Origin of the sequence: Porcibacter vitabionis, assembly GCF_046263795.1 — a bacterium.
Lineage (GTDB): Bacteria > Bacillota > Clostridia > Lachnospirales > Lachnospiraceae > Lachnocurva.
Genome location: NZ_JBJYZD010000012.1, coordinates 36,515 through 60,888 on the forward strand (window position 1 = coordinate 36,515; position 24,374 = coordinate 60,888).

Below are 24,374 nucleotides of genomic sequence, written 5' to 3' on the forward strand. Positions count from 1 at the left end.
GCCGGGGTGCATGGGGGTGTCTCCCTTTTCATAGTCTGAGAACTGCATATAGGGGAATTTAGCAGTTGAAGCGTAAGAAGAGAGATTTTAAAACTAAAACCATGGCTGACATTTTTCGGACAGTTCTTACCATCCGAATCTTTTCTCAGACTACTTCTTTCATCATCCAGAGACACCCCTATGCACCCCCTTCCATTCCCTTTCTTACCTATCATGTGAGATAGGAAAAAGTCTTCTCTCTCTTATAGTCATACAGTTCGCCCTTCCCCTGAATACTGGGCACAAAGGAAAGAAAGACCGGATCTGCATAATAGTTCCATTCCAGGTCTGCGCAATAGATCAGATGATCCATACGGATCGATTCATACCCTTGACGAGAACATAGATCCGCTTCAATTAGATCCAGAGATCGTAACCCCAGTCTTTCGGTCGAAAGTGCCAGGAGGAAAATACTAAGATATGCCTCATAATTTAAGCCATGATCCGACCCTTTTGCCTTCTCCCCCCGGCTGAGACTCTGCCCCAGATTCGTAAGAGAGGATCTCCATTCTGATTTACTTTTCAGGATAGGAATCTTTTCTCCCGAAAGAAGTGCCCGAAGATCCATTACACTTTCAACGAATGCCCATGCAGCCAGGATAGCCAGTTTAATTGCCTGCTCCAGACTGCCACCGCTGAAAATGCTTAAAACTGCCGCAAAGCTTTCAGCCAAGGCTGTCTTCTCCGGATCCTTCATAAGAGAGATGAAATTCTGTCCTTCTCTTAAGGCAAGGATTCGCATCAAGGTTTCTTTTAAGTTATCCCGATCATTATCTTTGCCGCCGATCAGATATTCACTCCCATAGGATAAAGAACCGTCTTCCTTTGGTTCCAGGCAAAATCCTAAGTTTTTTTTGGCATACTGCTGATATAATCCCCTCTCTACAGGCGACAGTCCTTCCGTCCTTTGATTTCCCTGCTGTAATGTTCGATGAGATACCCGATCTGACAGGTCAATTTTCTTGTCACTGACCGTTTTGCCTTTTGGCATAAGGAGATCCAGAATATCCTTGCTTCGCATTTTCTCTGCAAGACCGATTGGATTTTCGACACCCTTCCATTTCTTCTTCTCTCTTTCCCTCCGATCCTTTTCTTCCTGGGAAAGTTCCTCCTTTTTGTCGTCGTTCTTCTTTGTTTTCTGCTTTTCGATCTCTTCTAAAGCCTGACTCCCATGCTCGATCAACTGATCCGGAGAATCCGCCGCATTCTGGCCTTCCTCTCCGGAAACGCCCTCTTTCGCTTTGTCGATCAAATCCTCCGGTAAGTCCTCCAACGCTGTCTGTGCTGCCATGCGAAGGAAGGGCAGCCCTCCCTGATCTGTCAGAAGTCCGTAATTTTTTATCTGACAGGAATCTGCCTTGATCCGAAGGTAGCTTGTTCCTGTCCACGTCTTTGGATTTCCGCATTCCTCCGCATAGGACAAGCCATAATCCGAAAGCATGGCTCCGCTGTCATCCTGATTCGCACAGGTCATATCTACACCAAGGATTCCATAATCTGTCCATAAACAGTCTACAAACCGCGAGAACACGGCATTGGTACTATTTTCCGTGATTCGATCACAGGACCGGTTCAAGGCAAGGATCCTGACTCCCTCTGCCAAGGTAAAGAAAACTGCCATAAGAGAAAGTAAAGTCAGGCAGAAGAAGATGCTTGTTCCTCCCCATAGGCCTTTCGGCCTGCCGGAATTAAACATTGTTTGCATTTCTCTGGATCTTACTGAAGATATTATCTACCAGGTCATTCAACTGCTCTTTAAAAATCAGAACCAAACCGATAATAACGACCAATATCAATATGACCTCAACCACACCTGCTCCATCTTCTTCCCGAAAGAATCTCTTCACTTCAAGTTTCTTTCCCATTTCTCTGATTGCTTTCATAGGCTCCTCCTTTTTCCAAATCACCTGTCCCATAACTCTCTCATCCCCATAACCTTCGCATTCTATTTTCTATTTCATAACTCCCTTTTTCTTTTATCCCCCAAACATCCCTGTTTGGATCCCATACATTGCCGGGAATATCAAAATGGCCAATACGACTCCCATGAGAAGCATCATAGGAAGTAAGAGTCGGGTTGAAATCTTCTCACCCTCCGAACGAACCCGATTCTTCGACTCTTCTCTGGCCTCTCTGGCTTCTCGCTCCAAATGCAAAAGGAGGTCACCCGTCCCTCTCGCCAGATTCTGTGTCAGAAGCAGGGACAGCTTACGAAAACTTCTTTCCCCTGCCCGGCTTCCCATATGCTCATAAGCTTTCTGTTCTCCGGTTCCGGACTCCATTTCCCGAATGGTCATAAGGAGAAGCTCGTAGCCCGGACGTTTTTCCTTTCCCTTCTCCCGACCTGCCAGATAAGTCCGACCGATCCGTTCCATTGCACCCCTGGTCGTGATACCGGATTGTACATAGAGAAAGAGCATGTTTAATATTCCCGGATAATCTTCTCTCATCGCTTCGAGATACTGATCTTTTCTCCTCTTTTTTTCTGCCATCCCGGCAAAAGTCAGTACGAAGGCAGTAATGAAACCAAGAATGGATAGATTTCTCCCCCTGCCACTGTCTTTTTCATACCAAAAAACCTTCTGTTTTCCCGCTTTCAATGGCAGTTTCATTTTTTTCTGATCCGAAGATTTATCCTCTGCATCCGACCAGGCCTGATCCAAAATTTTACGAAGTCCTTCTGTCTCCCCCGGATCCGCCGGATAAAGAACCAAAGGATACTCCAAAGTCACTTTCGTCTCCTGGCAGGTCAACTCCACCTGACCGATGACCTCTGTCTTTTCAATACCTGCATTCAGAACCGTCCCGTCATTTTTGATGAGATCCTTCGGTTCAAATCTCCAGCTTGCCGCAACCCAGCCGTCCACATAGGAGGATTGTGGCTTCAAATCCCTTTCAACCTTCGACAGGCTCTTATTCTCCCCCGCCAGCGAAGTATCTATTTCTTTTTCTGCCTGACTGAACTTCTTTTGGATCTCAGCGGAAGAAAGTCTTCTTTCTGCCGTTTTTCCTTCGTAAGTCAGTCTCTTTTTTCCACTCTTGACGATAAATTCATAGGTTTTCGCGCCTTCTCCATATTCCGGTCGTTTGACCGTATCCTCTGCCAAAAAATGGCTGTGAATCAGATCTCCCACGGAAAGCACAAGTCCCAGACACTCGATCAAAAGCAGAACCCGCACCAATTTCTTCGGCAGCGGACTGCCCCTGGTCTTCTGCCAATGCAGAAAACCGGCCAGACCTGCCAGACATAACAATGAAATAATCATAACTTCTCCCCCTCTATTCTTGCGATTTTCCTTTGTTCCTAACTCCTGATTGATTCCTTTCTCCCGATCTTTGATTTTCTCTTCGCCCCGATCAAAATTTTCATAGCCCGCTTTACATTCTTGCCGACTGAATCATTCTTCGTCCCAGAAATACCGCCAAAAGATAGACGAAAAGACAGATCGTCATGACCGTGACCCCAGCCGGATTGTGATAAGAAGCCTGTAAAAACTCCGGCGATGCCAGAGAAATATAGACCAGGATCCCAGTCGGCATGATACTCATGATTTTCAGCTCCAGTTTTTTGTCCGCTATAACCGCTTCTATTTCCTGGCAAAGTTCCAGATTCTCACCAATGGAAATGGCGGTCTTTCTGATATTCATTCCATAATCTCCACCCAGTCTCTTAGCAAAAGCGAAGATCTCAGCAAATCCCCGGACTTCCGTATAAGGCCACTTTTCTGCAAATTGGAGAAAAGCCTTTTCTACAGGCTGATTCAGGCCTACCCTCCGGTTTAACTGCCTAAGATCCTCCTGAAATACCGTGCCTTCCGGATAGAGTTCTAAGAGTTCTCCTTCTGCCTGAGCAAAAGAGCGCTCAATCGAATAGCCGCCACTTAATGATGTGGCTAGGATATTCAAAAGTTCCCGAAATTGCCGATGAAACTCTTCCTCTCTTTCCGTTTCTTTATCCTGTCGGATCCGCCTATGATTTAAAAAGGAGATCGGAAGAATTAAAATCAGACCAAAGGGAGATCGATAAAACAGGAAAGCAAAAAGGATACTGACAAAAAGATCTTCGAAAACTTCGATCACCAGGTTACGAAGCCGGCTCTTTTCATCTTTTCTATGTGAATCAGTTCCCCGTCTTTCTCCCATTGATAGGCCTCCCCTTCCTCCCGGTCTTCCTTCAGGCGATAGAGCCGGTTCAGCCGGATCTCTCCATCTTCCATGCCGTCCACTTCCGAAATTTCTACAAGTCTTCGGCTTTTATCTCTTAAGCGGGCCAAGTGAATGATGATATCAATCCCGGCAGCAATCTGCTGACGAACAGCGGCAAGCGGGAGATCTGCCTGTCCTCCCATCAGAATCATGACCTCCAGACGGGACAGCATATCCCTGGCAGAATTCGCATGACCGGTACTTAAGGATCCGGGATGCCCCGTACTCATCGCCTGCACCATATCAAGTGCTTCTCCTCCCCGACATTCGCCAATAATAATTCGATCCGGTCGGAGACGAAGGGAAGTTCTCACCAGGTCCCGGATTGTTACTTCGAGTTTTCCCTCCAGTGTCTTGTTCCGGCTCTCCAGCCGTATCAAATTCGGGATACCGAGAACCACGAGCTCTGCAGAATCTTCGATCGTTATCACCCGCTGGTCACTGGGAATAAATTCCGTCAGGGCATTTAAAAAGGTGGTTTTCCCGCTGGAAGTACCTCCCGAAATAAAGATATTGTAGCGGGCTTCCACAGCCTTCCTGAGAAAATCCGCAATCTCCACTGACAAAGAGCCGTTTGCCAGCAGCTGATCCATCCGGATCGGCTCCTTCGGAAACTTTCGGATGGAAAGAATGGGATGATCGATTCCGATCGGTGGAAGGACAATACAGACACGTTCCCCATGAATCCTTGTATCCAGAATCGGCGAGGATTCACTGATGATCTGATTATTTGCCGCTGCGATCTGCTGGATGACATCCATCAGCCTCTCTTCCGAAGCAAACTTCCGGTCAGACAGATAGATCCGGCCTCGCTTTTCCAGAAAGATCTGATCCGGACCATTAATCATAATTTCAGTGATCTCCTCATCCTCCAGAAGTTCCTGAAGGATATCGAGTTTCCGGATCGAGTTGAAAACCGTCTCTTCCAGCATCTGTCTTTCCTGTATGGACAGTGGCCTTTCTCTTCCCTCCCGACAGACCTCCCGTCGGACACAGGACCGGACCGTCTCATCCTCAAGGTCCTGATTTTGATCCAGCTGTCTCAGGACCTTGCTTCGGATCCTGGCGTCAAGCCCGGGCATACTGCATTCCTCCAAAATGATTTCTTACAAAGAGGCCCAGATTTCCATCCATCAGTTCCTCCATGCAATAATTACTCTCGCTGAGATTTCCCGCATTCAAGGGCAGGAGGACTTCCTGTATGGAGATCGTCGGATTCATTTTCTTCACCGAAGCCGCAAATTGCAGGGTACCGGTTTGATAATAACTTCCGGCCTTCCCCAATAGATAGATTGCATCCATTTCCTTCAGCATCGACAGGAATCCTTGCGGCAATGTCCCGAACAGCATGATAATATTCGTAAAACCGGATTCCTGGATATGATGGATCAGAGCCAGCCATTGCTTTTCACCGATATGGGCCAGTTCTGACGGATTCGACACCGGGGCCAGATAGGAAAATCCATGATAGGATTCCAGACAAACCTCAATGCGAAAATTTTCCCCTTGCTGTTCCATCTCATAGATGGCATCTACCAGATTGCATTCAGCTTCCCTGCCCACCAACTGGTTCATAATGCTATTCTCTTCAATATCCAGAAAAATAGTTTTCCCTTTTTCCGACATATAACGGGCATAGGTCAGGGCAAAGGGAAGCTCAAGTTCATGTCTCATTGGAGAATAGATGCCCATGATCCTTGTCTTTCCTGCGTAACGGGACCCAGGTGACAGGGTCTTCCATTCCATATTGGACAACTTGTCCAGAAAAGCCGTCATGGACTGAAATTTATAGAGTGAATCATAGGTCCGATAACCGATCTCTGCGCTGCCGCAAAGCTGAATCACATGCCGGATATGAAGCTTTTTCACCTGGTCATTCTCATAGATTCGGATATATTCCTCCGTCATAAGACCGATTTCAAAAGCCCCTTCCTCTTTTTCATAGGCCGACGGATCCGTAAGATAAGAGATGAAAAACTTCTGCCCGCACCCCAGGAGATAACGGACCAGGGCATTTACATAGCTTTTGTCACTGTCACAGATCAAAATTCTTACACCATTCATAGAACCCCCCTGCATTTTAAAAATTTTAAAAAAAGAAAGACTGTATAAGCTGCCAGAAGAAAGGGTGCCAATGGAATTCTTTCCCCCTGTCCCGGCTCCTGATACTTTTTCTTGAAGCCCTCCACCGGTATTCTTCCCGCATAGGAGAAAAGCTGCCAAAGAGACTTCCCGAGGCTTTTCTTTCGAATCATACGGCCCAGGGAAAAAACTGCCGCCGGAAGGAAACAAAAGAACAGAAAAAGCAGCATCTCCCGGAAGCAAAAAAGTACCGATAAAGCGGCCAGAAGCTTTACATCCCCGGCTCCAATGCCCCCGCAAAGGAAAAAGGGATAGAAGAAGCAGATCGGCCAGATCAGCCTCAATAAAAGAAGCAATGCCGTTCCCGGGTCAACCCCCTCATGACAGAATGCCAGTGGTATTACAATAGCCAGGGCGAGAAGGATCCACCTGTTTTTGATCTTCTTGTCCCTTCGATCCGTCACCGCTGCCGGCAGCAGGAAAATGTAAACCAGTAAATACCATTTCATTTCTTTCCTCCAGTGATCTGCATTATAGAGAGGTCAAAAGAAAAGGACAAAGTTTTTTTCTTCCAAAAAGATGTTTGTAAAAAATGCCGAAAAGAAATTCTGTCAAATATTTTGTATAGGCTGCATGATTCTTCTCACCTTTTTCCACATAGACCTTGCTTTTCTTTAGGGATTTTCCACAATTGCACATGCACTTTTGAGCATAAAAAAAGAAAGCCCAAAAAAAGGCTTTCTTTCTTCTTTGTCTATATTGTCTATTTCAGCAAAAGGGGCAACTTTTTAAAATCACAGCTCCGTCCGGCCGTCTAAAGCACGAAGCAAGGTGACCTGGTCTATATTTTCCAGATCGCCTCCCACCGGAACGCCACTGGCGATCCGGGTGACACGGATCCCGGTCGGCTTGACCAGTTTACTGATATACATGGCTGTTGTCTCGCCTTCCAGATTGGAATTGGTGGCAATGATCAACTCTTCCACGTCTTCCTTCTGCAGCCGGGTCATCAATTCCTTCAAGCGGATGTCTTCCGGACCGATTCCCTGCATAGGGGAAATCGCGCCATGCAGGACATGATAGACGCCTTCATATTTCCCTGTCTTCTCATAGGCTGCCAAATCCCGCGTTTCTTCCACAACCATGATCTGCTTGTGGTTTCTCTTGGGATTACTACAGATCGGGCAGATCTCCTGGTCTGTTAAGGTACAGCATTCCTTACAGTAATGCACGTTATTTCTGGCTTCCGTCAAGGTATGTGAAAGTCTTTCAACATCCTCCTTAGGTTGATGAAGGATATGGAATGCCAGTCTCTGGGCAGATTTCGGTCCTATGCCGGGCAGGCGCCCCAGTTCCTCGATCAGGGAACTGATCTCCTTCGAATAATATTCCATTCTCTGTCTGATGCTCCGCCTTAAAACATTCCGCCAAGTCCACCGGTGAATTTGGACATAGCGGCCTGAGACTGCTCATCTACCTGGCGGAGAGCTTCATTGACCGCAGCCATCACAAGATCTTGCAGTTCCTCTACATCTTCCGGATCCACGACAGTCGGATCGATTTCCACCTTCGTCACTTCTCTCTTACCGGAAACCGTTACCTGGACTACACCGCCACCTACGCTGGCAGTGATCTCCTTGGTCTCGAGGTCTTTCTGTGCCTCCTCCATCTGTCTTTGCATGCGCTGTGCCTGCTTCATCAGATTATTCATATTTCCGGGCATTCCTCCCGGGAATCCACCTCTTTTAGACATTCTTATTTCCTCCTTCTTCGGGTTGATCGATTTCTACATGAATGTCAAGATCGTGTTCGGAACCAAATTTAGTGATCAGATCCTCATGAAGATCGCTATTATCCCTGCCACTATTATTTACTTCATAAACAATCTCGACCTGGGCATCCGCCGCATCGTTGATCAGAGTCTGAATGATCTTCCGATGCTCTTCTTTCATCTCGTCGTCAAAGAGCCAGCTTGCGGCAATACTTCCGCCATTTTCCTGATCTGTCGAGTCAGCCACAAGTTCCAGTTTTCCATCCGGACTGACGGTCGGGAAAAGCGCTGTCATGATGGTCTTTAAAAAACCATCCGTGATCCGGCTGACCATGCCTTTCCATTTTCCTGCCAGTCGCCTGACCTCTTCCGGTGTTGCATCGGGGATCATCTGTTTTTTTACACTCTTTTGGGCTTTGGACCTGTCTGCTTTTGCCCCGGCTTCTGACCCTGGCTCAGCCGGAGCAAAAACCACTCCCTCTTCTACCTGTTTTTCCAGATCGTCGATCCTCTCTATCAGAGAGTCCAGATCCTCTTCCATTTCCGGCCGGCACATTCGAATCACAGCCACCTCAAGAAGGATCCGTTTCTGAGAAGAAAATTTCATTTCATTCGAGAGATCTGACAGGATCCGAATATAACGCATCAGGATGTGGTCATCGATTTTTACTGCCAATTCTTTTAAAGCCTCGAAGTTCTCCGATGACATCTCCAGGAGATCCTCGGCCTTATCCATACTTTTGGCAAGCAGAAGATTTCGTAAATACCAGACGAAATCATTGACAAACTGGGTCAGTTCCCGGCCTTCATTTACAACGCCTTCAATCGTCAGGATTGCATTAACCGTCTCCTTTTTCAGGATCTGAACCAGAAGAGTCTGGAAGATCTCGTTGTCGACTGCACCAAGGATTTTTAAAACATCATCATAACTGATATGACGATCCATGTAAAAGGCAATGCATTCATCCAGGATACTCAGACCGTCACGCATGGATCCGTCCGCGCACTTTGCAATATAGCGAAGTGCCTTGTCATCGATGTCCACCTTCTCCTGATCCATGAGTTCTCTCATGCGTCCGGCAATGGTTTCGATCGAGATCCTGTGGAAATCGTAACGCTGGCAACGGGAGATAATGGTGATCGGCACCTTCTGGATCTCAGTCGTAGCCAGAATGAAGATCACATAGCTCGGAGGTTCCTCCAGCGTTTTCAAAAGCGCATTAAATGCTCCTTGGGAAAGCATATGAACCTCATCGATAATATAGACCTTATATTTCCCCTCTGTGGGCGGATAGGCAACTTCTTCGATGATATCCCGGATATTATCCACACCATTATTACTGGCGGCATCGATCTCGATCACATTCAGAGAACTTCCATCCAGAATATGCTGACAGGTCGGACATTCATTACAGGGACTGCCATCATCAAGGGGATGCTCACAATTTACGGCCCGAGCCAGAATCTTCGCCACCGTCGTCTTTCCTGTTCCCCGGGTTCCCGTGAACAAATAGGCATGGCCGATTCGACCGGTTCGAACCTGATTCTTTAAGGCAGTTACAATGTGATCCTGCCCCTTTACATCCTGAAATTCCCGGGGGCGGAATTTCCGGTATAAAGCCATGTATGACATAGATTACTCCATTCTTTTTTGCAGACTGTCAATATACCCCGTATTCACAACCCAGATGGTCTGCTTCCATGTCATCCACGAGTTCCCATTCCCACTTATTCTTCAAACTGATCTTCTTACGATAAAGTTTCAGCTCTGCATGACCGGTACCACCGCACCAGAGATTCTTATGACGCATGGAACCGTCCGGGGCTTCATAACGGTTTTTCAGCATATCTTCCTTCTGACAGACGGCATGAACCAAGAGTCTCGCCAGAGGAGTCTCCTGCTCGATATACCAGTGGATCTCCTTCTTACTTTCCTTGACCTTCAGCTTATTCTTCGTTAAGGTCCAGACCTTGGAGAAGTTGAATTCATAAGGAGTTCCCTCGTACCAGAGGGCAGATAAGACCGTATCCTTGATCTCGTGATTGCCGACTCTGGGGCATCCTCCGCCGATATCGAATACGGTATCTTCCAGTTTCTTCCCGCTGACCTTGCTTCGAATGTCATTGGAAGACAGCCAGATCCAGGGACTGGTAAAGTCAGAGCCCCAGTTCTTATCGGCATATCCATAGCATTCTCCCGGAGTTACCTGATACTCGGTTCCGTTGAAATATACCTGGCCCGAATATTCGGTCTTCATGCCTTCCGCATGCCAGAACATCTGAAAGGCATCCAGATCCCGCAGCATCCGTCCCGCACCGAAACCGACATTGAAGGCAGTTTTCTTTTCAATCTTCAGATCCCAGACCATGGATCCGGCATCGGAGAGGTATTCCGGATGACTCTCTGCCTCCTCTTTTGAAACTTCGACTCTTCCAAGGGTACGGGTTTCTGACAGGAAACAGTTGTCTGCGCTGATAAGAAAAGGTGCCTCTTCCTTGACATTGACCTGATCCCAGCCAAAGAAACGATGAATCTGGCAGGCGTCCTTACCCCAGCTTCCAACTTTGACCATGAGATAGGAGGGTTTCTTTCCGCTTTCCTGATTTGCCGGCAACTGACCGAAAACAGGAGCCGAACCGCCAAGTGCAGGGTTGATCGTGAAAAACTCAATAAAAAAGCTTCTCTCTTCTCCCGTATATTTGTTTTTCCCTGTGAAACTATGCCACCACCAGTCATAGCCCTTCGATGCCAAGGGACCCTTCAGCATGAAGACATCCCGGTCCGGATCCTGCCGGTTAAAGGATCGCTCTACATTTTCAGATGCGGGCTTCTTCATAATGTTGATGTTGGGAAGTTCTATATTCGGAAATGATATATTCTTTCGTTCCATATTAACCTCCGGAATGCTTTTTCAAATATTATACCACGAACCACCTTTCTTCCAAATCCTTCTTGCGAAATTTATTTGAATAGAGTAATATCATTAAGTGCCTGTCTTTGAAGCAGAAAATAAGACAGATGGAGATGTACTCAAGAGGTTCAAGAGGAGGCACTCGAAATGCTTTAGGCCGGGCGACCGGTGCGTGGGTTCGAATCCCACCGTCTCCGCTTATGGGATGCTGTGAACATGGTTCGCAGCATTCTTTCTTTTTCAGCGAATTTAGCAAAGAAAATTGCCTGCAGAAAAGAGGTTACTATGGCTTATCGTCAAAAGCTTACCGAATCCGATGTAAAGAAGATCCAGGATGAGATCCGCGACCGTAAAGTCAATATCCGACATCAGATTCTGGAAGAAGTAAAAGAAGCGCGGGCTCAGGGAGATTATTCCGAAAACTATGAGCTCTATGCAGCAAAGCGCGCCAAAAATCAAAATGAATCCCGGATCCGTTATCTGGAAAACATTCTGAAGAATGCCATTGTCATCAGTGATGCCAGTAAGGATGACGAGGTCGGCATGAATAATCTCGTCACGATTTATTTCCCGGAAGACGACGAGGAGGAGACCTATAAGATCACGACCTCCATCCGAAGCAACTCCATGGAGAACCGTCTGGACATGGAATCGCCCCTGGGAAAGGCTCTTCTCCACCACAAAGTCGGTGACAAGATCCATGTCCATGTAAGTCCGGATGTCTCCTATGATGTCGAGATTCGTAAAATTGATAAAACAGCGGATGGAGACGATGACATCCAGTCTTTCTAAGGTCTTTTGTCAGACCCTAAAGGAGATGGTCCTTCCCGTTGCCTCATATTTCCGATAATGAACGCCTGCTGCCGAGAGCATCCGCTTGGATGCGATCACAGAAGGCGTTTTCTCATATTTGTCATCCGCATAGATCAGTTCCCGGATCCCGGCCTGAATGATGGCCTTGGCACACTCATTGCATGGGAACAGTGTCACATAGAGCTTACTTCCCTCGAGGGACCCGCCCCGATAATTCAAAATTGCATTCAATTCACTATGGGTCACATAGAGATACTTATTCTCCAGAGGATCTCCCTCCCTGGCCCAGGGGAAGACATCGTCCGAACAGCCCTTGGGAAAGCCGTTGTAACCCATGGACAGGATCTTATTGTCCTGACTTACAATACAGCAGCCCACCTGGGAATGCGGATCTTTGGACCGCATGCCAGACAGATAAGCAACTCCCATAAAATACTCATCCCAGGAAATATAGTCCAGGCGTTTATTGCTCATTCTCCTCTTCCTCCTTTTCCATGGATTGAAGTTTAGAAGCAAGCTTTCGAGTAGTTTCCTTTAAGGTCTCATAGCACAGGCCATAGGTCGGAAGCGGTGCCCCGTAGGGATTCATTGTCTCCAATTCCTCTCCGACGAAATAAGCCAGGACAAAGGTATTGTCCTCTTCGGCGGAAGGATAACGAAGGAGGACCTGTTCTCTCTGCTTTTCCGACATAGTGAAGATCAAGGTCTTATCCGTGATTTCTTCGTTTTTCAGTTCCTTGGATTCAAAGCCATCCACAGTGATCCCATCGGAAGCCATGACCGCTTCGGCCTTCTGATTCATAGGCTCCGGAAACTGCACGACATAACCCCGGGTCAGAACCTCGATCGGACTGTCCTTTTCCTTCAGCCATCGTTTTAAAAGTTCCGCTGCCATAGGCGCTCTGGCAGTTCCATTACCCGTACAGATCACAACTCGACGAACATTCATAACTTAATCCTCATGCGGTGCACGAATCACCTCGTGACCTGCAGCCTTTAACAATCGGTTCATGATCGCATTTCCGATTTTCGGTGTTTCAAAGCTCTCGGTATACATTTTCTCTGTTCCTAATGCATCGAATTCCCGCAGGATGGCATAGAGATTATGAGCAATGGAATACTCATCCGTCCGACTGCCGATCGTCAGGATGTGATCACACTGATAGCATCCCCGATCCTCCTCAGTTGCAATGACACCAACCTTCAGACCCTTCGCCTGATCTTCTTTCACCCTGCGATTGATCTCTCGAATGACATCACTTGCCTCGCCTTCCACAATGGCCAGATCCCCTTTTGGTGCATAATGCTTATAACGCATACCGGGTGCCTTAGGGCGGATATTCTTATTCTTATTGGCATCCAGAATTCCCGGATCGATTCGAACCGGTCCGACCACTTCTTCCAGCATAGCTTTATTAATATAACCCGGCCTGAGAATGGTCGGCTGACCCTCTGACAAGTCGACGATCGTAGACTCCAACCCGATATCGACCGGTCCTCCATCGATAATGCAGTCAATTTTACCGGAAAGATCCTCTGCCACGTGTTCTGCCTTTGTCGGACTCGGACGGCCGGATGTATTGGCGCTCGGCGCGGCAATCTTCACGTTGGATTCCTTCAGAAAGAGGCGGGCGACCGGATGGCTGGGCATCCGGATGGCAACCGTTTGAAGACCGCCTGTTGTCTCCAGGGGAATCTTGTCATTCTTCGGAAGGATCATCGTCAATGGGCCGGGCCAAAAAGCGTCAGCCAGCTTTCTGGCTTCCTCCGGTACATACGACACGATCTCCTCCAGCTGGGAGAAATCCCAGATATGGACAATCAAAGGATTATCGGAAGGCCTGCCCTTTGCTGCATAGATTTTCTTCGAAGCCTCCGGATTTTCTGCATCTCCGCCCAGTCCGTAGACGGTTTCCGTCGGAAAAGCAACCAGCCCTCCCTGCTGAATCATCTTTACGGCCAACTCCAGGGCCTTAGCACTTGGTTTTTCTTTATCCACTTTAATAATCTTTGTTGTCATAGCCTGTCCTTTGAATTTTGTAAATACTGTAATATCGCTTTGGATCCTTTTCTGTACGGACCCATGCCGGTTTTCCATTACTTGATATACTGACGGATCAGCTCCCAAACAGAAGACTTCTCCATACCCAGCTTCCAGAAAGCACCGCCTGCAAGCTTATTTTCCTGCATGGCCTGAAGCTTCAGCTCCAGAGATTTCTCGTCTTCCAGCCAGCATTCATAGGTCTTTCCGTCCTTCTGGAAGCTGGCGTAATTCTGACCGTCTTTTTCAGACCACTTGATCTCGGCCTGATTATTCTGCATATAATTCCAAGAGTCCTGCATTCCCATAGCGCTGCTTGTGAGCTTTCCGCTCTCATCCTGAACCCAGACTCTGGTATAGAAAGGCATGCCGAGAACCAGCTGATCTGCCGGCACATCATTCAGTGTCTTCTTGATCCCGTCTTTTACCCAGGAAATGGAGGCCACAGAACCTGCTTCCTTTGACCCGTTATAATGCTCATCATAAGCCATCATGATCAAATAATCCGCAAAAGCCGCCTGTTCCTTCCTCTGATAAAATTCTGAGGAAGTGGTCGGGATATAGTTATCCACCGAAAGGATCAAACCATTCTGCCGGCATTTCAGGGCCAGTTCCCGAATGAATTCAATGTAGCCATCCTTTGCATCGCTCTGCAAGGCCTCAAAATCAACATTAATACCATCCACACCGGATTTTAATGCCGTCTGCATCAGATTATTGATCAGGCGGTCCCTGGAGGATGTTGTATTCAATACCTGACTGCTGTCCACCTTGTTTTCACCCAGATTACTGACCAGGGCCCAGACTTTGACCTGATTCTGATGGCAGGTCTGGACATAGGAAGCACTGGACAGATCCGTGATATTGCCCTGATTGTCGGATAAGCTATACCAGGTCGGCGAAATGACATTGATTCCGCTCTGAGCTGGCAGGACACTGGCCACCCTGTCATTTGCAGCCTGCGAAGTCACCTGATGCCAGACCAGATCGATCTTTGCTCCAAAAGAAGTATGCTGATAGTTCCTCTCAGGCAGACTTTTCTTTACCTTCGTATTCTCCACTTTCCCGAGTTTTCGATTCTCAATGCAGCCGATCACTCCATTTTTTGATAAGACCTTGCTCCAGCCACCGTAATCCTCAAGGACTTCGACCTCATCGCCCTTTTTCGCCTCTGCCAGGATTTTACTCTTCACACCGCCCCGGAGTCTGATCTTACCCGATGACCGGAGTTTCGCCGTTTTCTTCTCCCGACCAGCCTGTTCGATGATCAGCCGATTGGGCGATTTCTCCAGCCGAACCGTAAGATCGGTATAATTCTTCACCCAATCCAGATTCAAATACACCTGCCCCTTTTCCTGAATCAGAATATTGCTGTCAAAAGTCTTGTTTTCCTGATCCACCGTATAGGTTTTACTGTCGGCCAAAACCGTAACCAGCTGACGGTCCGTTGCATAGCGAAGGACCCCCTCTGTGGAATCATAGACATAGCAATCATCCGCATTCTTCTTGAGATAAGGCAGAGAAATATAGACCATCTTGTCCTTGATCAAGGCATTGGGCCAAGATCCTGCCTCTGCTGCCTGGTAACTGCCATTGAAAATAACAGCGCAGGTCTCATCCCCTGCATCTGTATAGTAGTCCTTTAAGGACATGGTTTCTCTCGTCGGTGCATAACGATATAGAAGAAATGCAGCGAAAAGTCCTGCTATCAGGATGCCGATCACCATCGGTATCAGTTTTTTCTTAGCTTTCATGGAAGTCCTCCGCATGTTTACTGTCTGCCATTATAACACAAACAAAGGCCTTAAAAAGATCAGATCACAGGGTCTTTCTATCCTTGATCCATTCCTTTCAGGCCTTGTTTTCCCTTCTGCATTCACCGAAATCCGTTTGGTACAGGCAGCGGACTTCTGTTTATTCTTAACTTGTTAACAGGTCGGATTATGAATGCATATAATTTTAGATAACTCCTCTGTTTTTACTTTTGATCTTTCGTTCCGAACATGCTGAAATCCCCCCGGATCCAATTCAATGTTACACTTCCCAAATTACCTTATCTCCTGTCTCTCTTATTTGATTTTATTCATTTGATTTTATCAGAGTGTTCGATTTGATAAAGTAATCTCCTCAGTTCTTTCCGTCTGCCTGCTCTGACAAAGGATGCGCTTCCCCTGTCAAAGGAGATTAATCCTCGTGGTATCTGATATCTCCTGCAACAGAAAAACTGATTTTAACGTGCAGTCCGAAAGATCACTCCCCCTCCTTCCTTGGTTGGTCATTCCATTTCTATTCACGGTCTCTAATGATCTCAACTGACTGAGATCCTTGTTGCCGTGGCATGATTCACTTATAACATATCCCTCCCTTCCTCTCAAGCGATTTGGCGATTCTTAATATACTCTTATTTTTCTTTAGAATTTTTTTATTATTTTCTCTTATTTTTCTCTTTACCTTAGCCGCACTTCTTTATATAATCAATTGCAAAAATTATCAGGAGCAATCAATGAAAATACTAAAAATAAGTGAAAATCAAATCCGCTGCATTCTGACCAGTGAGGATTTAAAAGAAAGAAATCTGAAATTAAGTGAACTTGCCTATGGCAGTCAGAAAGCACGCGATCTTTTTTCTGAAATGATGACTCGTGCCAATCAGGAACTTGGCTTTAATGCTCAGGATGAACCCTTGATGGTCGAGGCGATCCCCATTTCCAAGGATGAACTTGATCTCCTCGTTACCAAAGTCAGTGATCCGGAAATGCTGGATACCCGCTTTGCACGCTTTTCAAAGGATCCTGGCGACACTGCTTCTTTCGATTCCAATCAGCTGTCCTCTCTGAATGCATCTGAACTTTCCACATCCGTAAGAGACATCCTGGAAGCCTATGAAAAAGCCCTGTCTAATCGGAAGTCTGCTGAAAAGAATGATCTGATCCGGGGATCTGTGTCAGAGAAAGAAAAAGAAGCTGCCTCAAAAGATAAGCATATTGACGGTGAACCGGCCCCGCTTCCTTCTCAAAGAAATTTTCTCTTTCGAACTTTGGAAGATCTGATTGAGGTTTCTCATATCATCCGGCCGATCTTCCAGGGAGAAAGCTCTGTCTATCAGGTGAGAGAACCCGAAGTCTTCATTTTATCCCTTACGGCTCCTTCTCAGGCTGATCCGAAGGACTTCGACCGGATCTGCATCATGGTCAGCGAATTTGGCTCCCTTCTGGCACCGAATGCTGCCAATCTGAATACTTTAAGGGAACATAACCAGGTCCTGATCCCTGACAATGCCATTTCGAAGCTGTCCAAACTCTAAAAGGGAAATTCGTCGATGAAAGTTCCCCTATGAATAACCTTAAAATACCAAAAAAAGAAGCTTCCGGATCCATTCCGAAAGCTTCTTTTTTCTTATGTTACGACGTCGATTTCTTATCTTACGACGGCAATTTCTTATTTTACGGCGTCAGCTTCAGGACTTCCATCCCAAGAGCGACTCATTCGTAACAGCTCGATCCGGCAGATCAGGCCTGGGCACCAACTCCCTCTGTGTTGAGATAATCATTGATCTCATCTACCAGAGACTGAGGGTCGATCCCGTGTACGCTTGCTGCCTCTTCGATGGTCTCCATCTGAGATGCAGGACAGCCGATGCAATGCATGCCGACAGCCATCAGAATCGGAGTAACACCCTGATCGATCATTAAAAGCTCGCCAATACTTGTATCCTTATTCACTTCAATCTTCATTTGATTCTTCCTCCTTGTGATTGTGTGTTGATTATACAACGCACTTTCAACTTTTACAATTGAGTTTAGCAAAATTTAATGATTGATTTCTGTTTTACATTTAATACTTGCTAGATGTTCCGGCTGGGGATATGATGATATTGCTTAACGCATACGTTAACACTATATTTAAGGAGGAATGTGTCATGGCATACGTAATTTCTGATTCTTGTGTTTCTTGCGGTACATGTGAGCCTGAGTGCCCTGTAGGAGCTATCTCTCAGGGAGATACTCAGTTCAACATTGATCCGGATGCTTGCATCGATTGCGGCACTTGTGCCGGTGTTTGCCCTACCGGAGCTATCTCTCAGGGCTGATCATCGATCATCCGTTAAGAAGCAAGAGACTGCTGCAGTTCATTCTGCAGCAGTCTTTTTTTCACCCTATTCTCCATCCAAATGTCTTCGGCTATGGTCCAGATTTCCAAATTTGGTATATTGCGGCAGCCATGCCAATTCAACCGTGCCAACAGGGCCGTTTCTCTGCTTGGCAATGATAATTTCTGAAATGTTCTTCTTATCTGTATCCTTATTATAATAATCGTCCCGATAAATGAACATAACTACGTCGGCATCCTGCTCAATCGCTCCGGATTCACGCAGGTCCGAAAGCATGGGCCGATGGTCCGGTCTCTGTTCCGGAGCCCGGGACAACTGGGACAAGGCTATGATCGGAACATTCAGCTCTCTCGCTATCATTTTAATGGAGCGGGAAATTTCCGAGATCTCCTGCTGTCTGGAATCCGAATGTTTGGATGCCTGCATGAGCTGGAGATAGTCGATCATGATCAGAGACAGATCCGGATATTGCATTTTGTACTTCCGGCACTTACTCTGGAGATCTGCTACGGTGATACCCGGCTGATCATCAATGATCAGATTCGAATCCCCAATGATTCCCGCACTCCGGACCAGTTCGGTCCAATCCATGTCCTGAAGCTGGCCGGAACGGATCTTCTCTGCCTCAACATGGGAAACCAGAGACATGAGCCGGTTCACCAGGGATTCCTTCGGCATCTCAAGAGAGAAAATCGCAACCGGCAGTTTTTCATGGAAGGCAACATATTCCGCAATATTCAAGGCAAGCGCCGTTTTACCCATGGAAGGACGGGCTGCAATCAGGATCAGATCGGCCGGCTGAAGTCCGGACAGCTGTCTGTCCAGATCCGTAAATCCGGTTGGAATACCTGTGACATTTCCCTCCATCTGGGAAGCGATATGAATTTTTTCCAGGGCCGTCATGACAATTTTCTTGATCGGTACGGTTTCATTACCGGTCTGATTCTGAGCCATTTGGAAGGCGATTTCCTCCCATTCTCCCAATATCTCCTTCGCCGGCCGTTCTGCCTTATAACATTCGCTCTCGATCTCCTGATTCTTTCGAATCATGGTCCGAAGCATGGACTTTTCCTTTACGATCGAGCAATAACTCTCAATATTTACCGAAAGCGGAACGGAACTTACGATATCGGTGATATATTCCGGACTGGCGACCTCCGGCAAAGCTCCCTTATCCAGAAGCCGATCCTGCAGGGTAATGACATCGATCGGCTGACCTTCATTGGTCAGCTCCACAATCGTGTCAAAAAGCTGACCGTAAGCCTGATTGTCAAAATCCTCTCTGACCAGAAGTCCCATTGCCGTATTGCAGGCTTCCTTATCCATGATCATGGAGCCAAGAACTGACCGTTCGGCATCCGGCGAACTTGGCATGCGGCTAAGCCTTATATTCTCGTTCCGATTGTCTGTCTGATTTTCCATCTTCCAATCTGTTCCTTTACTTCTCGGAAACGTGAACCTTCAGCGTAGCCTGAACCTCCGGATGGAGTTTTACCGTCAGATTGTAAATGCCCAGAGCCTTCATCGGCACGTCCAAAACCAGCTTTTTCTTATCGATCTTCTTTCCATACTGTTTTTCGCAGGCATCAACCACTTCCTTGGTAGAAACAGAGCCGAAGACCTTGCCGCCCTCGCCTGTTTTAATCTTTACTTCGACTGTCCATTGTTCGATCTCTTCCTTCAGGGCCTTGGCCTCCTCCAGATTCTCTTCTGCCACCTTCTCGTCATGTGCCTTCTTAAGCTTCAGATTATTGAGATTGGCCGGTGTTGCTTCTACGCCCAATTTCTTGGGAAGAAGTGCGTTTCTGGCATAGCCGTTCGAGACCTCGACGATCTCACCTTTTTTCCCCAATGCTTTTACATCTGCCAAAAGAATTACTTTCATAATTCAATATCTCCTTTCTCTACTGCTTCGTCCAGAATCTTCTTGATCAAATCTCTGGCTTCTTCTATATTTCCTCCGGCAATCTGAGCTCCGGCAAGATTCAGATGTCCGCCGCCGCCCAGTTTCTCCATGATCCTCTGCACATCGATCTCATCGATGGACCGTGCGCTGATATAGACCTTATTATCATACTTCGTTAAGACGAAAGAAGCCTTGATCCCCGTGATATCCAAAAGTTCGTTTGCAGCCTGGGCAGCCACTATGGTCGGACTCTTTAAACCGGCCGGATCACAGATCGAAATAGCAAAGGAATTGCGATATACTTCCGCATCCCTGACTACTTCTGCTCTGGCCTTATAGGTATTCATGTCCTCTCTCAGCATCTTCCGAACCCGCGTCATATCGGCGCCGCTTCTTTTGAGATAGGCCGCAGCCTCAAAAGTCCGGACTCCTGTCTTTGCAACGAAATTGTTGGTATCAATCAGGATTCCGGCATAGATACAGTCTGCCTCCCTCGGGCGGATCTCTATTCTTTCCGCAAAATACTGAAGAATCTCTGCGATCATTTCACAGGTAGAAGAGGCAAAGGGTTCAATATAGGACAATACCGGATTCGTAATCAGACCATCTCCCTGTCTATGATGATCGAAGACAACAATATTCCTGCTTCGGCTGAGAAGCTCAGGACATTCGGTATAATCGGCCCGGTTGGTATCCACGACAACTACCAGGGTCTTGTCGTCTACCCCATATATGGCTTCCTGTGTCGTAAGAATCAGATTTTCCGGCCACTCGTCTTCCTTGGAAATCAGATCTACCAGAGGCTTTAAAGAAGTCGTTACCGTATTTAATACGATATGACATTCTTTTCCAAGATGTCTTGCTGCAATACAGATCCCAAGGCAGGCACCGAAAGCATCAATATCTGTGATCTTATGGCCCATGACAATCACGCGATCCTTGCTGGTCATCATTTCCCGAAGGGCTTGGGCCTTGACTCTGGCTTTGACCCGGGTATTCTTTTCCACTTCTTTTCCATGGAGACCATAATAGGATACATCGTGATGGTCCTTAACCACAGCCTGGGATCCGCCACGTCCAAGGGCTATATTGATCGCTGCCCGGGCATATTCCAGGACTTCCGGATAGCTGCTGCCGCCGACACCGACACCAATAGATAAGGTGACATCACTTTCGTTTCCGAAATGGATCCCGCGGACTTCTTCCAGGATGGAAAACTTATTGTCCTCCAGATCAGGAAGACAGCGCTGCTGGAAAATGACGAAGTACTTGTCTTTTTCGATTTTCTGTACGATGCCCTCGTACTGCTGGAAATATTGACTGATCTTCTGATCAATGGTCGCTGCAAGAAGTGATCTCCGGACGACCTCCATTCCCTCAATGGTCTCCTCGTAATTATCAATATAAATGATGGCAGGAACCATCTGCTGGTTCCAGTTCAACTGCCGGATCTGATACAATTCCGTCTCATCAAAAACAAGGACCGCATTGATGGTTTGAATCAGTTCCTCCGTGGTGATGAGTTCCTTCCCTTTCGTACCTTCTTCTTCAAAAGAAAGCCGACGAAGTTCCACCCGGTACTTCCTGCCGTTATAGTCCAGACGGATGATCTGCTTCACGTCTTCGGAATGCGACAGGATCTCCGGTGTGATCTCAGGAAAGATCGTTGCAATACTTTTATGAAAATTGTGATCCTTATGCGTCAGATTCCGGAATTCCTGATTCATCCAGATCAAGCGGCCGCCTTCATCCAAAAGTGCATATGGCAGCTGCAGTTCTTTTAAGAACTTCTTCTGAACCGTTCCGTAATGGGTTGCAAAATTGATGAGCTCCTCGTTTAGCTTTTTCTTTACAAAAAAGAAGAGAACTAAAACGATCACCGTATACAGAGCTGTGACTACCGAAACGAAAAGGCCGGCATGCAGATCATAGAAATCCAAACCGATGCTTACTCCCGCAAGCAGGAATATATTCAGGATCGGCATAAGAAAGTAGGCTCTCAGCCTCCCATGATATCTCAAAGTCTCCATTGATATCTCTCCATTCGAATCATCCTTTTCATGCTGCTTATTATATCACATGCGTGGGGTGTGGCGAGAGTCCTCCCTTCTGACTTTGTTACTTTGACGGAAGATTTTTATTATTTTTGTCTATAATGACATTGTGAAAGAGGCTTTCTTTGTCTATACTGACCATAGTTGGTGAAGCTTTTAAGGAATATGAATCCTCAAAACCTGAAAAGACTTCATCGTGAATAACAGTTTTAGAAGGGTAGGTTTTTACAATGGCAAGTGTAACGCTTGAAAACGTAACCAAGGTTTATCCCAGTGGCGTAAAGGCCGTTGATGATTTCAACCTTGATGTTAAGGACAAGGAATTCATCATTTTCGTAGGACCGTCCGGATGTGGTAAGTCTACCACACTTCGTATGATCGCAGGTCTTGAAGATATCACTTCCGGTACCTTGAAGATCGACGGAAAAGTTATGAACAATGTTGAGCCGAAGGACCGTGATATCGCAATGGTATTCCAGAACTACGCTCTGTATCCTCATATGACCGTATTTGATAACATGGCTTTCGGTCTGAAGCTTCGTAAAGTTCCCAAGGATGAGATCAAGAAGAAGGTCGACGAGGCCGCTGATATCCTTGGCCTGAAGCCTTATCTGGATCGTAAGCCGAAGGCTCTTTCCGGTGGACAGAGACAGCGTGTTGCCATGGGACGTGCCATCGTACGTAATCCTAAGGTCTTCCTCATGGATGAGCCTCTCTCCAACCTGGATGCTAAGCTTCGTGTTCAGATGAGAACCGAGATTTCCCGTCTGCATGATCGTCTGGGCGCTACCATCATCTATGTAACACATGACCAGACCGAGGCTATGACCCTTGGTACCCGTATCGTTGTTATGAAGGATGGTGTTGTTCAGCAGGTTGATACTCCTCAGACTCTTTACAACGCTCCTTGCAATCTCTTCGTTGCCGGATTCATCGGATCTCCTCAGATGAACTTCCTGGATGCCAAGATTTCTGAAGATGGCGGTAAGCTTTATGCAACCGTCGACAATGCTAAGCTTGAGATCCCTGCAGAAAAGGCTAAGGCTCTGAAGGAAAAGGGTTATGTCGGAAAGACCGTTGTTATGGGTATCCGTCCTGAGCACCTGAATGATGCTGCAATCGATGAGCATGATAATCCGAACAAGATTACTGCTAAGGTTCGTGTTTACGAACTTCTCGGTGCTGAAGTTTATCTCTACTTCGACTTCGGCGGCACTCAGATGACCGCTCGTGTTGATCCTTCTACCCCTGCAAAGATGGGCCAGGAGACAACCTTCACTCTGGATATGTCTAAGACTCATTTCTTCGACAAGGAAACCGAGCTTACCATCACAAACTAGGATTTTCATCTCAGTCACTGAGATTCAAAAAAGAGGACCGGAAAGGTCCTCTTTTTTTTACCAATATTCGTTATAATAGATATGAAACTTATCGTTGAATTTCAAAGAACAGGAAATTCTATGCAGGAAACAAAAAAACAGATTTCTTCCAAGGTTCAGAAGACACTGGATGAAATTTGCTCTCTGACCGGCATTCCCTTTCAACTAAAAGATGACTCGATCCCGGAAGATGAGCTGGAGGAACGCCTTACATTTCTATTAAAAGATCTGAAAAAAGAGCCGGAAAAACGGCCTCGAAAGTCGACCCCTTCCGATATTCTCCGTCGCTTTCTCCAGGGAGATTTAACCTTGGATGATTGTCAAGCACAACTGGAGAATTGTCATTTCCGTACCGGCGCCTGCCTCGGCCTTCTCCTTCTCCATTTTAATAAACCTTATACCAATAACTCTGATATCATGGCAATCTTACGGGAGATCACAGAACCTTCTTCGACCTTTTATCTTGATATGAATGACCATGACCTGGTCCTCTTATTTAATTCTGAGGAGCTTCTTTCCACAGAATCCTTGAGGAAAACGGCAGCCCAGCTTCTGGACACTATCACAGCGGAAGCAATGCTTACCATACGGATTGCCTATGATCGGGCCGTTGAAAATCTTTCCGACCTTCCGGCCACCTATCAAAATCTCTTACTTTCCATGAAGATCGGCAGTATCTTTTTATCTTCTGACAATATTTATTATTATCGAAATCTTGGCCTCGGCAAGCTCCTTTCCCGCCTGCCCAGGGAAGCCTGTCTGGATTACCTGGAAGAATCCCTTCCCGGCGTGGATTTCTCGGAAATCGATGAGGAAACAGGGCATACCATACGGACCTTTTTCGCCAGTGGACTGAACATTGCGGAGACCGCGCGGATCCTCTATCTTCATCGAAATACCCTGGTCTATCGTCTGGACAAGTTCAAGCGTTCTACCGGACTGGATCTTCGGAATTTCGATGATGCAATCACTTGTCGGATCGGAATGATGATTGCAGCCTATCTAAAAAAGTCCTGAGGGAGTTAAAACCCTCAGGACTTTTTCTAACTCTATGCGATCT

The 24,374-nt window shown here is 46.7% G+C and carries 24 protein-coding genes and 1 tRNA gene; 6 read left to right on the forward strand and 19 right to left on the reverse strand.

Features of this window, described 5'->3' with window-relative positions; genetic code table 11:
• Window positions 1–211: 211 nt before the first annotated feature.
• The 11 genes from ACKX2L_RS09385 to ACKX2L_RS09435 all read right to left on the reverse strand — a co-directional run bounded on the left by ACKX2L_RS09385 (window position 212) and on the right by ACKX2L_RS09435 (window position 10,989).
• Window positions 212–1,744, reverse strand: coding sequence for a DUF5702 domain-containing protein (locus ACKX2L_RS09385; RefSeq protein WP_497553148.1), 1,533 nt, complete (start codon window positions 1,742–1,744; stop codon window positions 212–214).
• Entirely contained in the window at window positions 1,728–1,922 is a 195-nt protein-coding gene (locus ACKX2L_RS09390; protein ID WP_497551512.1) for a Flp1 family type IVb pilin, read from the reverse strand. The genes ACKX2L_RS09385 and ACKX2L_RS09390 overlap by 17 nt, the downstream gene beginning before the upstream one ends.
• 93 nt (window positions 1,923–2,015) lie before the next feature.
• On the reverse strand, window positions 2,016–3,305 hold the full coding sequence (locus ACKX2L_RS09395) for a type II secretion system F family protein (protein ID WP_497553149.1): 1,290 nt from the start codon (window positions 3,303–3,305) through the stop codon (window positions 2,016–2,018).
• 112 nt (window positions 3,306–3,417) lie between these two features.
• Entirely contained in the window at window positions 3,418–4,182 is a 765-nt protein-coding gene (locus ACKX2L_RS09400) for a type II secretion system F family protein (RefSeq protein WP_497553150.1), read from the reverse strand.
• Complete coding sequence (locus ACKX2L_RS09405; protein ID WP_497551509.1) at window positions 4,116–5,327, reverse strand: TadA family conjugal transfer-associated ATPase; 1,212 nt, start codon at window positions 5,325–5,327, stop codon at window positions 4,116–4,118. The genes ACKX2L_RS09400 and ACKX2L_RS09405 overlap by 67 nt, the downstream gene beginning before the upstream one ends.
• The gene (locus ACKX2L_RS09410) at window positions 5,314–6,309 is read right to left on the reverse strand and encodes a hypothetical protein (RefSeq protein ID WP_497553151.1); all 996 of its coding nucleotides are present in this window, start codon (window positions 6,307–6,309) and stop codon (window positions 5,314–5,316) included. The genes ACKX2L_RS09405 and ACKX2L_RS09410 overlap by 14 nt, the downstream gene beginning before the upstream one ends.
• A complete protein-coding gene (locus ACKX2L_RS09415; protein WP_497553152.1) occupies window positions 6,306–6,836 on the reverse strand; it encodes a prepilin peptidase in 531 nt (176 codons plus the stop codon). The genes ACKX2L_RS09410 and ACKX2L_RS09415 overlap by 4 nt, the downstream gene beginning before the upstream one ends.
• A gap of 285 nt (window positions 6,837–7,121) precedes the next feature.
• Window positions 7,122–7,721 carry a recombination mediator RecR gene (gene recR, locus ACKX2L_RS09420; RefSeq protein WP_497551506.1) on the reverse strand — a complete coding sequence of 200 codons (600 nt, stop codon included), beginning with the start codon at window positions 7,719–7,721 and terminating at the stop codon, window positions 7,122–7,124.
• Between the two features lie 20 nt (window positions 7,722–7,741).
• Window positions 7,742–8,080 carry a YbaB/EbfC family nucleoid-associated protein gene (locus tag ACKX2L_RS09425; RefSeq protein ID WP_497551505.1) on the reverse strand — a complete coding sequence of 113 codons (339 nt, stop codon included), beginning with the start codon at window positions 8,078–8,080 and terminating at the stop codon, window positions 7,742–7,744.
• Window positions 8,073–9,731: a DNA polymerase III subunit gamma/tau gene (dnaX, locus tag ACKX2L_RS09430; RefSeq protein WP_497551504.1), complete on the reverse strand. Its 1,659-nt coding sequence runs from the start codon at window positions 9,729–9,731 to the stop codon at window positions 8,073–8,075. The genes ACKX2L_RS09425 and dnaX overlap by 8 nt, the downstream gene beginning before the upstream one ends.
• Window positions 9,732–9,759: 28 nt before the next feature.
• Window positions 9,760–10,989, reverse strand: coding sequence for a tocopherol cyclase family protein (locus ACKX2L_RS09435; protein WP_497553153.1), 1,230 nt, complete (start codon window positions 10,987–10,989; stop codon window positions 9,760–9,762).
• A gap of 130 nt (window positions 10,990–11,119) precedes the next feature.
• Between ACKX2L_RS09435 and ACKX2L_RS09440 the strand changes: the two genes are divergently transcribed.
• Window positions 11,120–11,207: transfer RNA gene (locus ACKX2L_RS09440), tRNA-Ser, on the forward strand.
• Window positions 11,208–11,295: 88 nt separating this feature from the next.
• Window positions 11,296–11,802, forward strand: a complete 507-nt coding sequence (gene greA, locus ACKX2L_RS09445; RefSeq protein ID WP_497551502.1) for a transcription elongation factor GreA — start codon at window positions 11,296–11,298, stop codon at window positions 11,800–11,802.
• Between the two features lie 9 nt (window positions 11,803–11,811).
• Here greA and ACKX2L_RS09450 read toward each other — a convergent pair whose 3' ends face one another.
• The 4 genes from ACKX2L_RS09450 to ACKX2L_RS09465 all read right to left on the reverse strand — a co-directional run bounded on the left by ACKX2L_RS09450 (window position 11,812) and on the right by ACKX2L_RS09465 (window position 15,618).
• Window positions 11,812–12,297 carry a deoxycytidylate deaminase gene (locus tag ACKX2L_RS09450; RefSeq protein WP_497551501.1) on the reverse strand — a complete coding sequence of 162 codons (486 nt, stop codon included), beginning with the start codon at window positions 12,295–12,297 and terminating at the stop codon, window positions 11,812–11,814.
• Window positions 12,287–12,772: an arsenate reductase/protein-tyrosine-phosphatase family protein gene (locus ACKX2L_RS09455; RefSeq protein WP_497553154.1), complete on the reverse strand. Its 486-nt coding sequence runs from the start codon at window positions 12,770–12,772 to the stop codon at window positions 12,287–12,289. The genes ACKX2L_RS09450 and ACKX2L_RS09455 overlap by 11 nt, the downstream gene beginning before the upstream one ends.
• Window positions 12,773–12,775: 3 nt before the next feature.
• Window positions 12,776–13,843: an L-threonylcarbamoyladenylate synthase gene (locus ACKX2L_RS09460; RefSeq protein WP_497553155.1), complete on the reverse strand. Its 1,068-nt coding sequence runs from the start codon at window positions 13,841–13,843 to the stop codon at window positions 12,776–12,778.
• Window positions 13,844–13,920: 77 nt separating this feature from the next.
• Window positions 13,921–15,618 carry a glycosyl hydrolase family 18 protein gene (locus ACKX2L_RS09465; protein WP_497553156.1) on the reverse strand — a complete coding sequence of 566 codons (1,698 nt, stop codon included), beginning with the start codon at window positions 15,616–15,618 and terminating at the stop codon, window positions 13,921–13,923.
• A gap of 749 nt (window positions 15,619–16,367) precedes the next feature.
• Between ACKX2L_RS09465 and ACKX2L_RS09470 the strand changes: the two genes are divergently transcribed.
• Window positions 16,368–17,168: an adaptor protein MecA gene (locus ACKX2L_RS09470; RefSeq protein ID WP_497551497.1), complete on the forward strand. Its 801-nt coding sequence runs from the start codon at window positions 16,368–16,370 to the stop codon at window positions 17,166–17,168.
• A gap of 205 nt (window positions 17,169–17,373) precedes the next feature.
• Here ACKX2L_RS09470 and ACKX2L_RS09475 read toward each other — a convergent pair whose 3' ends face one another.
• Complete coding sequence (locus tag ACKX2L_RS09475; RefSeq protein WP_497551496.1) at window positions 17,374–17,598, reverse strand: DUF1858 domain-containing protein; 225 nt, start codon at window positions 17,596–17,598, stop codon at window positions 17,374–17,376.
• A 185-nt stretch (window positions 17,599–17,783) separates the two neighbouring features.
• Here ACKX2L_RS09475 and fdxA point away from each other — a divergent pair, with 185 nt between their 5' ends.
• On the forward strand, window positions 17,784–17,954 hold the full coding sequence (gene fdxA / locus ACKX2L_RS09480) for a 4Fe-4S ferredoxin (RefSeq protein WP_497551495.1): 171 nt from the start codon (window positions 17,784–17,786) through the stop codon (window positions 17,952–17,954).
• Between the two features lie 66 nt (window positions 17,955–18,020).
• On the opposite strand, the gene dnaB is transcribed toward fdxA, so the two are convergent.
• From dnaB to ACKX2L_RS09495, 3 genes are read right to left on the reverse strand one after another with little or no spacing between them, the layout of a single operon-like run.
• Window positions 18,021–19,397, reverse strand: coding sequence for a replicative DNA helicase (dnaB, locus tag ACKX2L_RS09485; protein ID WP_497551494.1), 1,377 nt, complete (start codon window positions 19,395–19,397; stop codon window positions 18,021–18,023).
• Between the two features lie 16 nt (window positions 19,398–19,413).
• Window positions 19,414–19,860 carry a 50S ribosomal protein L9 gene (rplI, locus tag ACKX2L_RS09490; protein WP_497551493.1) on the reverse strand — a complete coding sequence of 149 codons (447 nt, stop codon included), beginning with the start codon at window positions 19,858–19,860 and terminating at the stop codon, window positions 19,414–19,416.
• Window positions 19,857–21,911 carry a DHH family phosphoesterase gene (locus ACKX2L_RS09495; RefSeq protein ID WP_497551492.1) on the reverse strand — a complete coding sequence of 685 codons (2,055 nt, stop codon included), beginning with the start codon at window positions 21,909–21,911 and terminating at the stop codon, window positions 19,857–19,859. Before ACKX2L_RS09495 ends, rplI begins: the two co-directional genes overlap by 4 nt.
• Window positions 21,912–22,165: 254 nt before the next feature.
• Here ACKX2L_RS09495 and ACKX2L_RS09500 point away from each other — a divergent pair, with 254 nt between their 5' ends.
• Complete coding sequence (locus ACKX2L_RS09500) at window positions 22,166–23,275, forward strand: ABC transporter ATP-binding protein (protein WP_497551491.1); 1,110 nt, start codon at window positions 22,166–22,168, stop codon at window positions 23,273–23,275.
• A 120-nt stretch (window positions 23,276–23,395) separates the two neighbouring features.
• Window positions 23,396–24,331, forward strand: coding sequence for a PucR family transcriptional regulator (locus ACKX2L_RS09505; protein WP_497551490.1), 936 nt, complete (start codon window positions 23,396–23,398; stop codon window positions 24,329–24,331).
• Window positions 24,332–24,374 lie beyond the last annotated feature (43 nt).

What these genes read in the sequence shown, in the direction of transcription:
- ACKX2L_RS09385 (WP_497553148.1), bottom strand. Translation starts at nt 1,744, where the DNA reads ATGCAAACAATGTTTAATTCCGGCAGGCCGAAAGGCCTATGGGGAGGA.
- ACKX2L_RS09390 (WP_497551512.1), bottom strand. Translation starts at nt 1,922, where the DNA reads ATGAAAGCAATCAGAGAAATGGGAAAGAAACTTGAAGTGAAGAGATTC.
- ACKX2L_RS09395 (WP_497553149.1), bottom strand. Translation starts at nt 3,305, where the DNA reads ATGATTATTTCATTGTTATGTCTGGCAGGTCTGGCCGGTTTTCTGCAT.
- ACKX2L_RS09400 (WP_497553150.1), bottom strand. Translation starts at nt 4,182, where the DNA reads ATGGGAGAAAGACGGGGAACTGATTCACATAGAAAAGATGAAAAGAGC.
- ACKX2L_RS09405 (WP_497551509.1), bottom strand. Translation starts at nt 5,327, where the DNA reads ATGCCCGGGCTTGACGCCAGGATCCGAAGCAAGGTCCTGAGACAGCTG.
- ACKX2L_RS09410 (WP_497553151.1), bottom strand. Translation starts at nt 6,309, where the DNA reads ATGAATGGTGTAAGAATTTTGATCTGTGACAGTGACAAAAGCTATGTA.
- ACKX2L_RS09415 (WP_497553152.1), bottom strand. Translation starts at nt 6,836, where the DNA reads ATGAAATGGTATTTACTGGTTTACATTTTCCTGCTGCCGGCAGCGGTG.
- recR (WP_497551506.1), bottom strand. Translation starts at nt 7,721, where the DNA reads ATGGAATATTATTCGAAGGAGATCAGTTCCCTGATCGAGGAACTGGGG.
- ACKX2L_RS09425 (WP_497551505.1), bottom strand. Translation starts at nt 8,080, where the DNA reads ATGTCTAAAAGAGGTGGATTCCCGGGAGGAATGCCCGGAAATATGAAT.
- dnaX (WP_497551504.1), bottom strand. Translation starts at nt 9,731, where the DNA reads ATGTCATACATGGCTTTATACCGGAAATTCCGCCCCCGGGAATTTCAG.
- ACKX2L_RS09435 (WP_497553153.1), bottom strand. Translation starts at nt 10,989, where the DNA reads ATGGAACGAAAGAATATATCATTTCCGAATATAGAACTTCCCAACATC.
- greA (WP_497551502.1), top strand. Translation starts at nt 11,296, where the DNA reads ATGGCTTATCGTCAAAAGCTTACCGAATCCGATGTAAAGAAGATCCAG.
- ACKX2L_RS09450 (WP_497551501.1), bottom strand. Translation starts at nt 12,297, where the DNA reads ATGAGCAATAAACGCCTGGACTATATTTCCTGGGATGAGTATTTTATG.
- ACKX2L_RS09455 (WP_497553154.1), bottom strand. Translation starts at nt 12,772, where the DNA reads ATGAATGTTCGTCGAGTTGTGATCTGTACGGGTAATGGAACTGCCAGA.
- ACKX2L_RS09460 (WP_497553155.1), bottom strand. Translation starts at nt 13,843, where the DNA reads ATGACAACAAAGATTATTAAAGTGGATAAAGAAAAACCAAGTGCTAAG.
- ACKX2L_RS09465 (WP_497553156.1), bottom strand. Translation starts at nt 15,618, where the DNA reads ATGAAAGCTAAGAAAAAACTGATACCGATGGTGATCGGCATCCTGATA.
- ACKX2L_RS09470 (WP_497551497.1), top strand. Translation starts at nt 16,368, where the DNA reads ATGAAAATACTAAAAATAAGTGAAAATCAAATCCGCTGCATTCTGACC.
- ACKX2L_RS09475 (WP_497551496.1), bottom strand. Translation starts at nt 17,598, where the DNA reads ATGAAGATTGAAGTGAATAAGGATACAAGTATTGGCGAGCTTTTAATG.
- fdxA (WP_497551495.1), top strand. Translation starts at nt 17,784, where the DNA reads ATGGCATACGTAATTTCTGATTCTTGTGTTTCTTGCGGTACATGTGAG.
- dnaB (WP_497551494.1), bottom strand. Translation starts at nt 19,397, where the DNA reads ATGGAAAATCAGACAGACAATCGGAACGAGAATATAAGGCTTAGCCGC.
- rplI (WP_497551493.1), bottom strand. Translation starts at nt 19,860, where the DNA reads ATGAAAGTAATTCTTTTGGCAGATGTAAAAGCATTGGGGAAAAAAGGT.
- ACKX2L_RS09495 (WP_497551492.1), bottom strand. Translation starts at nt 21,911, where the DNA reads ATGGAGACTTTGAGATATCATGGGAGGCTGAGAGCCTACTTTCTTATG.
- ACKX2L_RS09500 (WP_497551491.1), top strand. Translation starts at nt 22,166, where the DNA reads ATGGCAAGTGTAACGCTTGAAAACGTAACCAAGGTTTATCCCAGTGGC.
- ACKX2L_RS09505 (WP_497551490.1), top strand. Translation starts at nt 23,396, where the DNA reads ATGCAGGAAACAAAAAAACAGATTTCTTCCAAGGTTCAGAAGACACTG.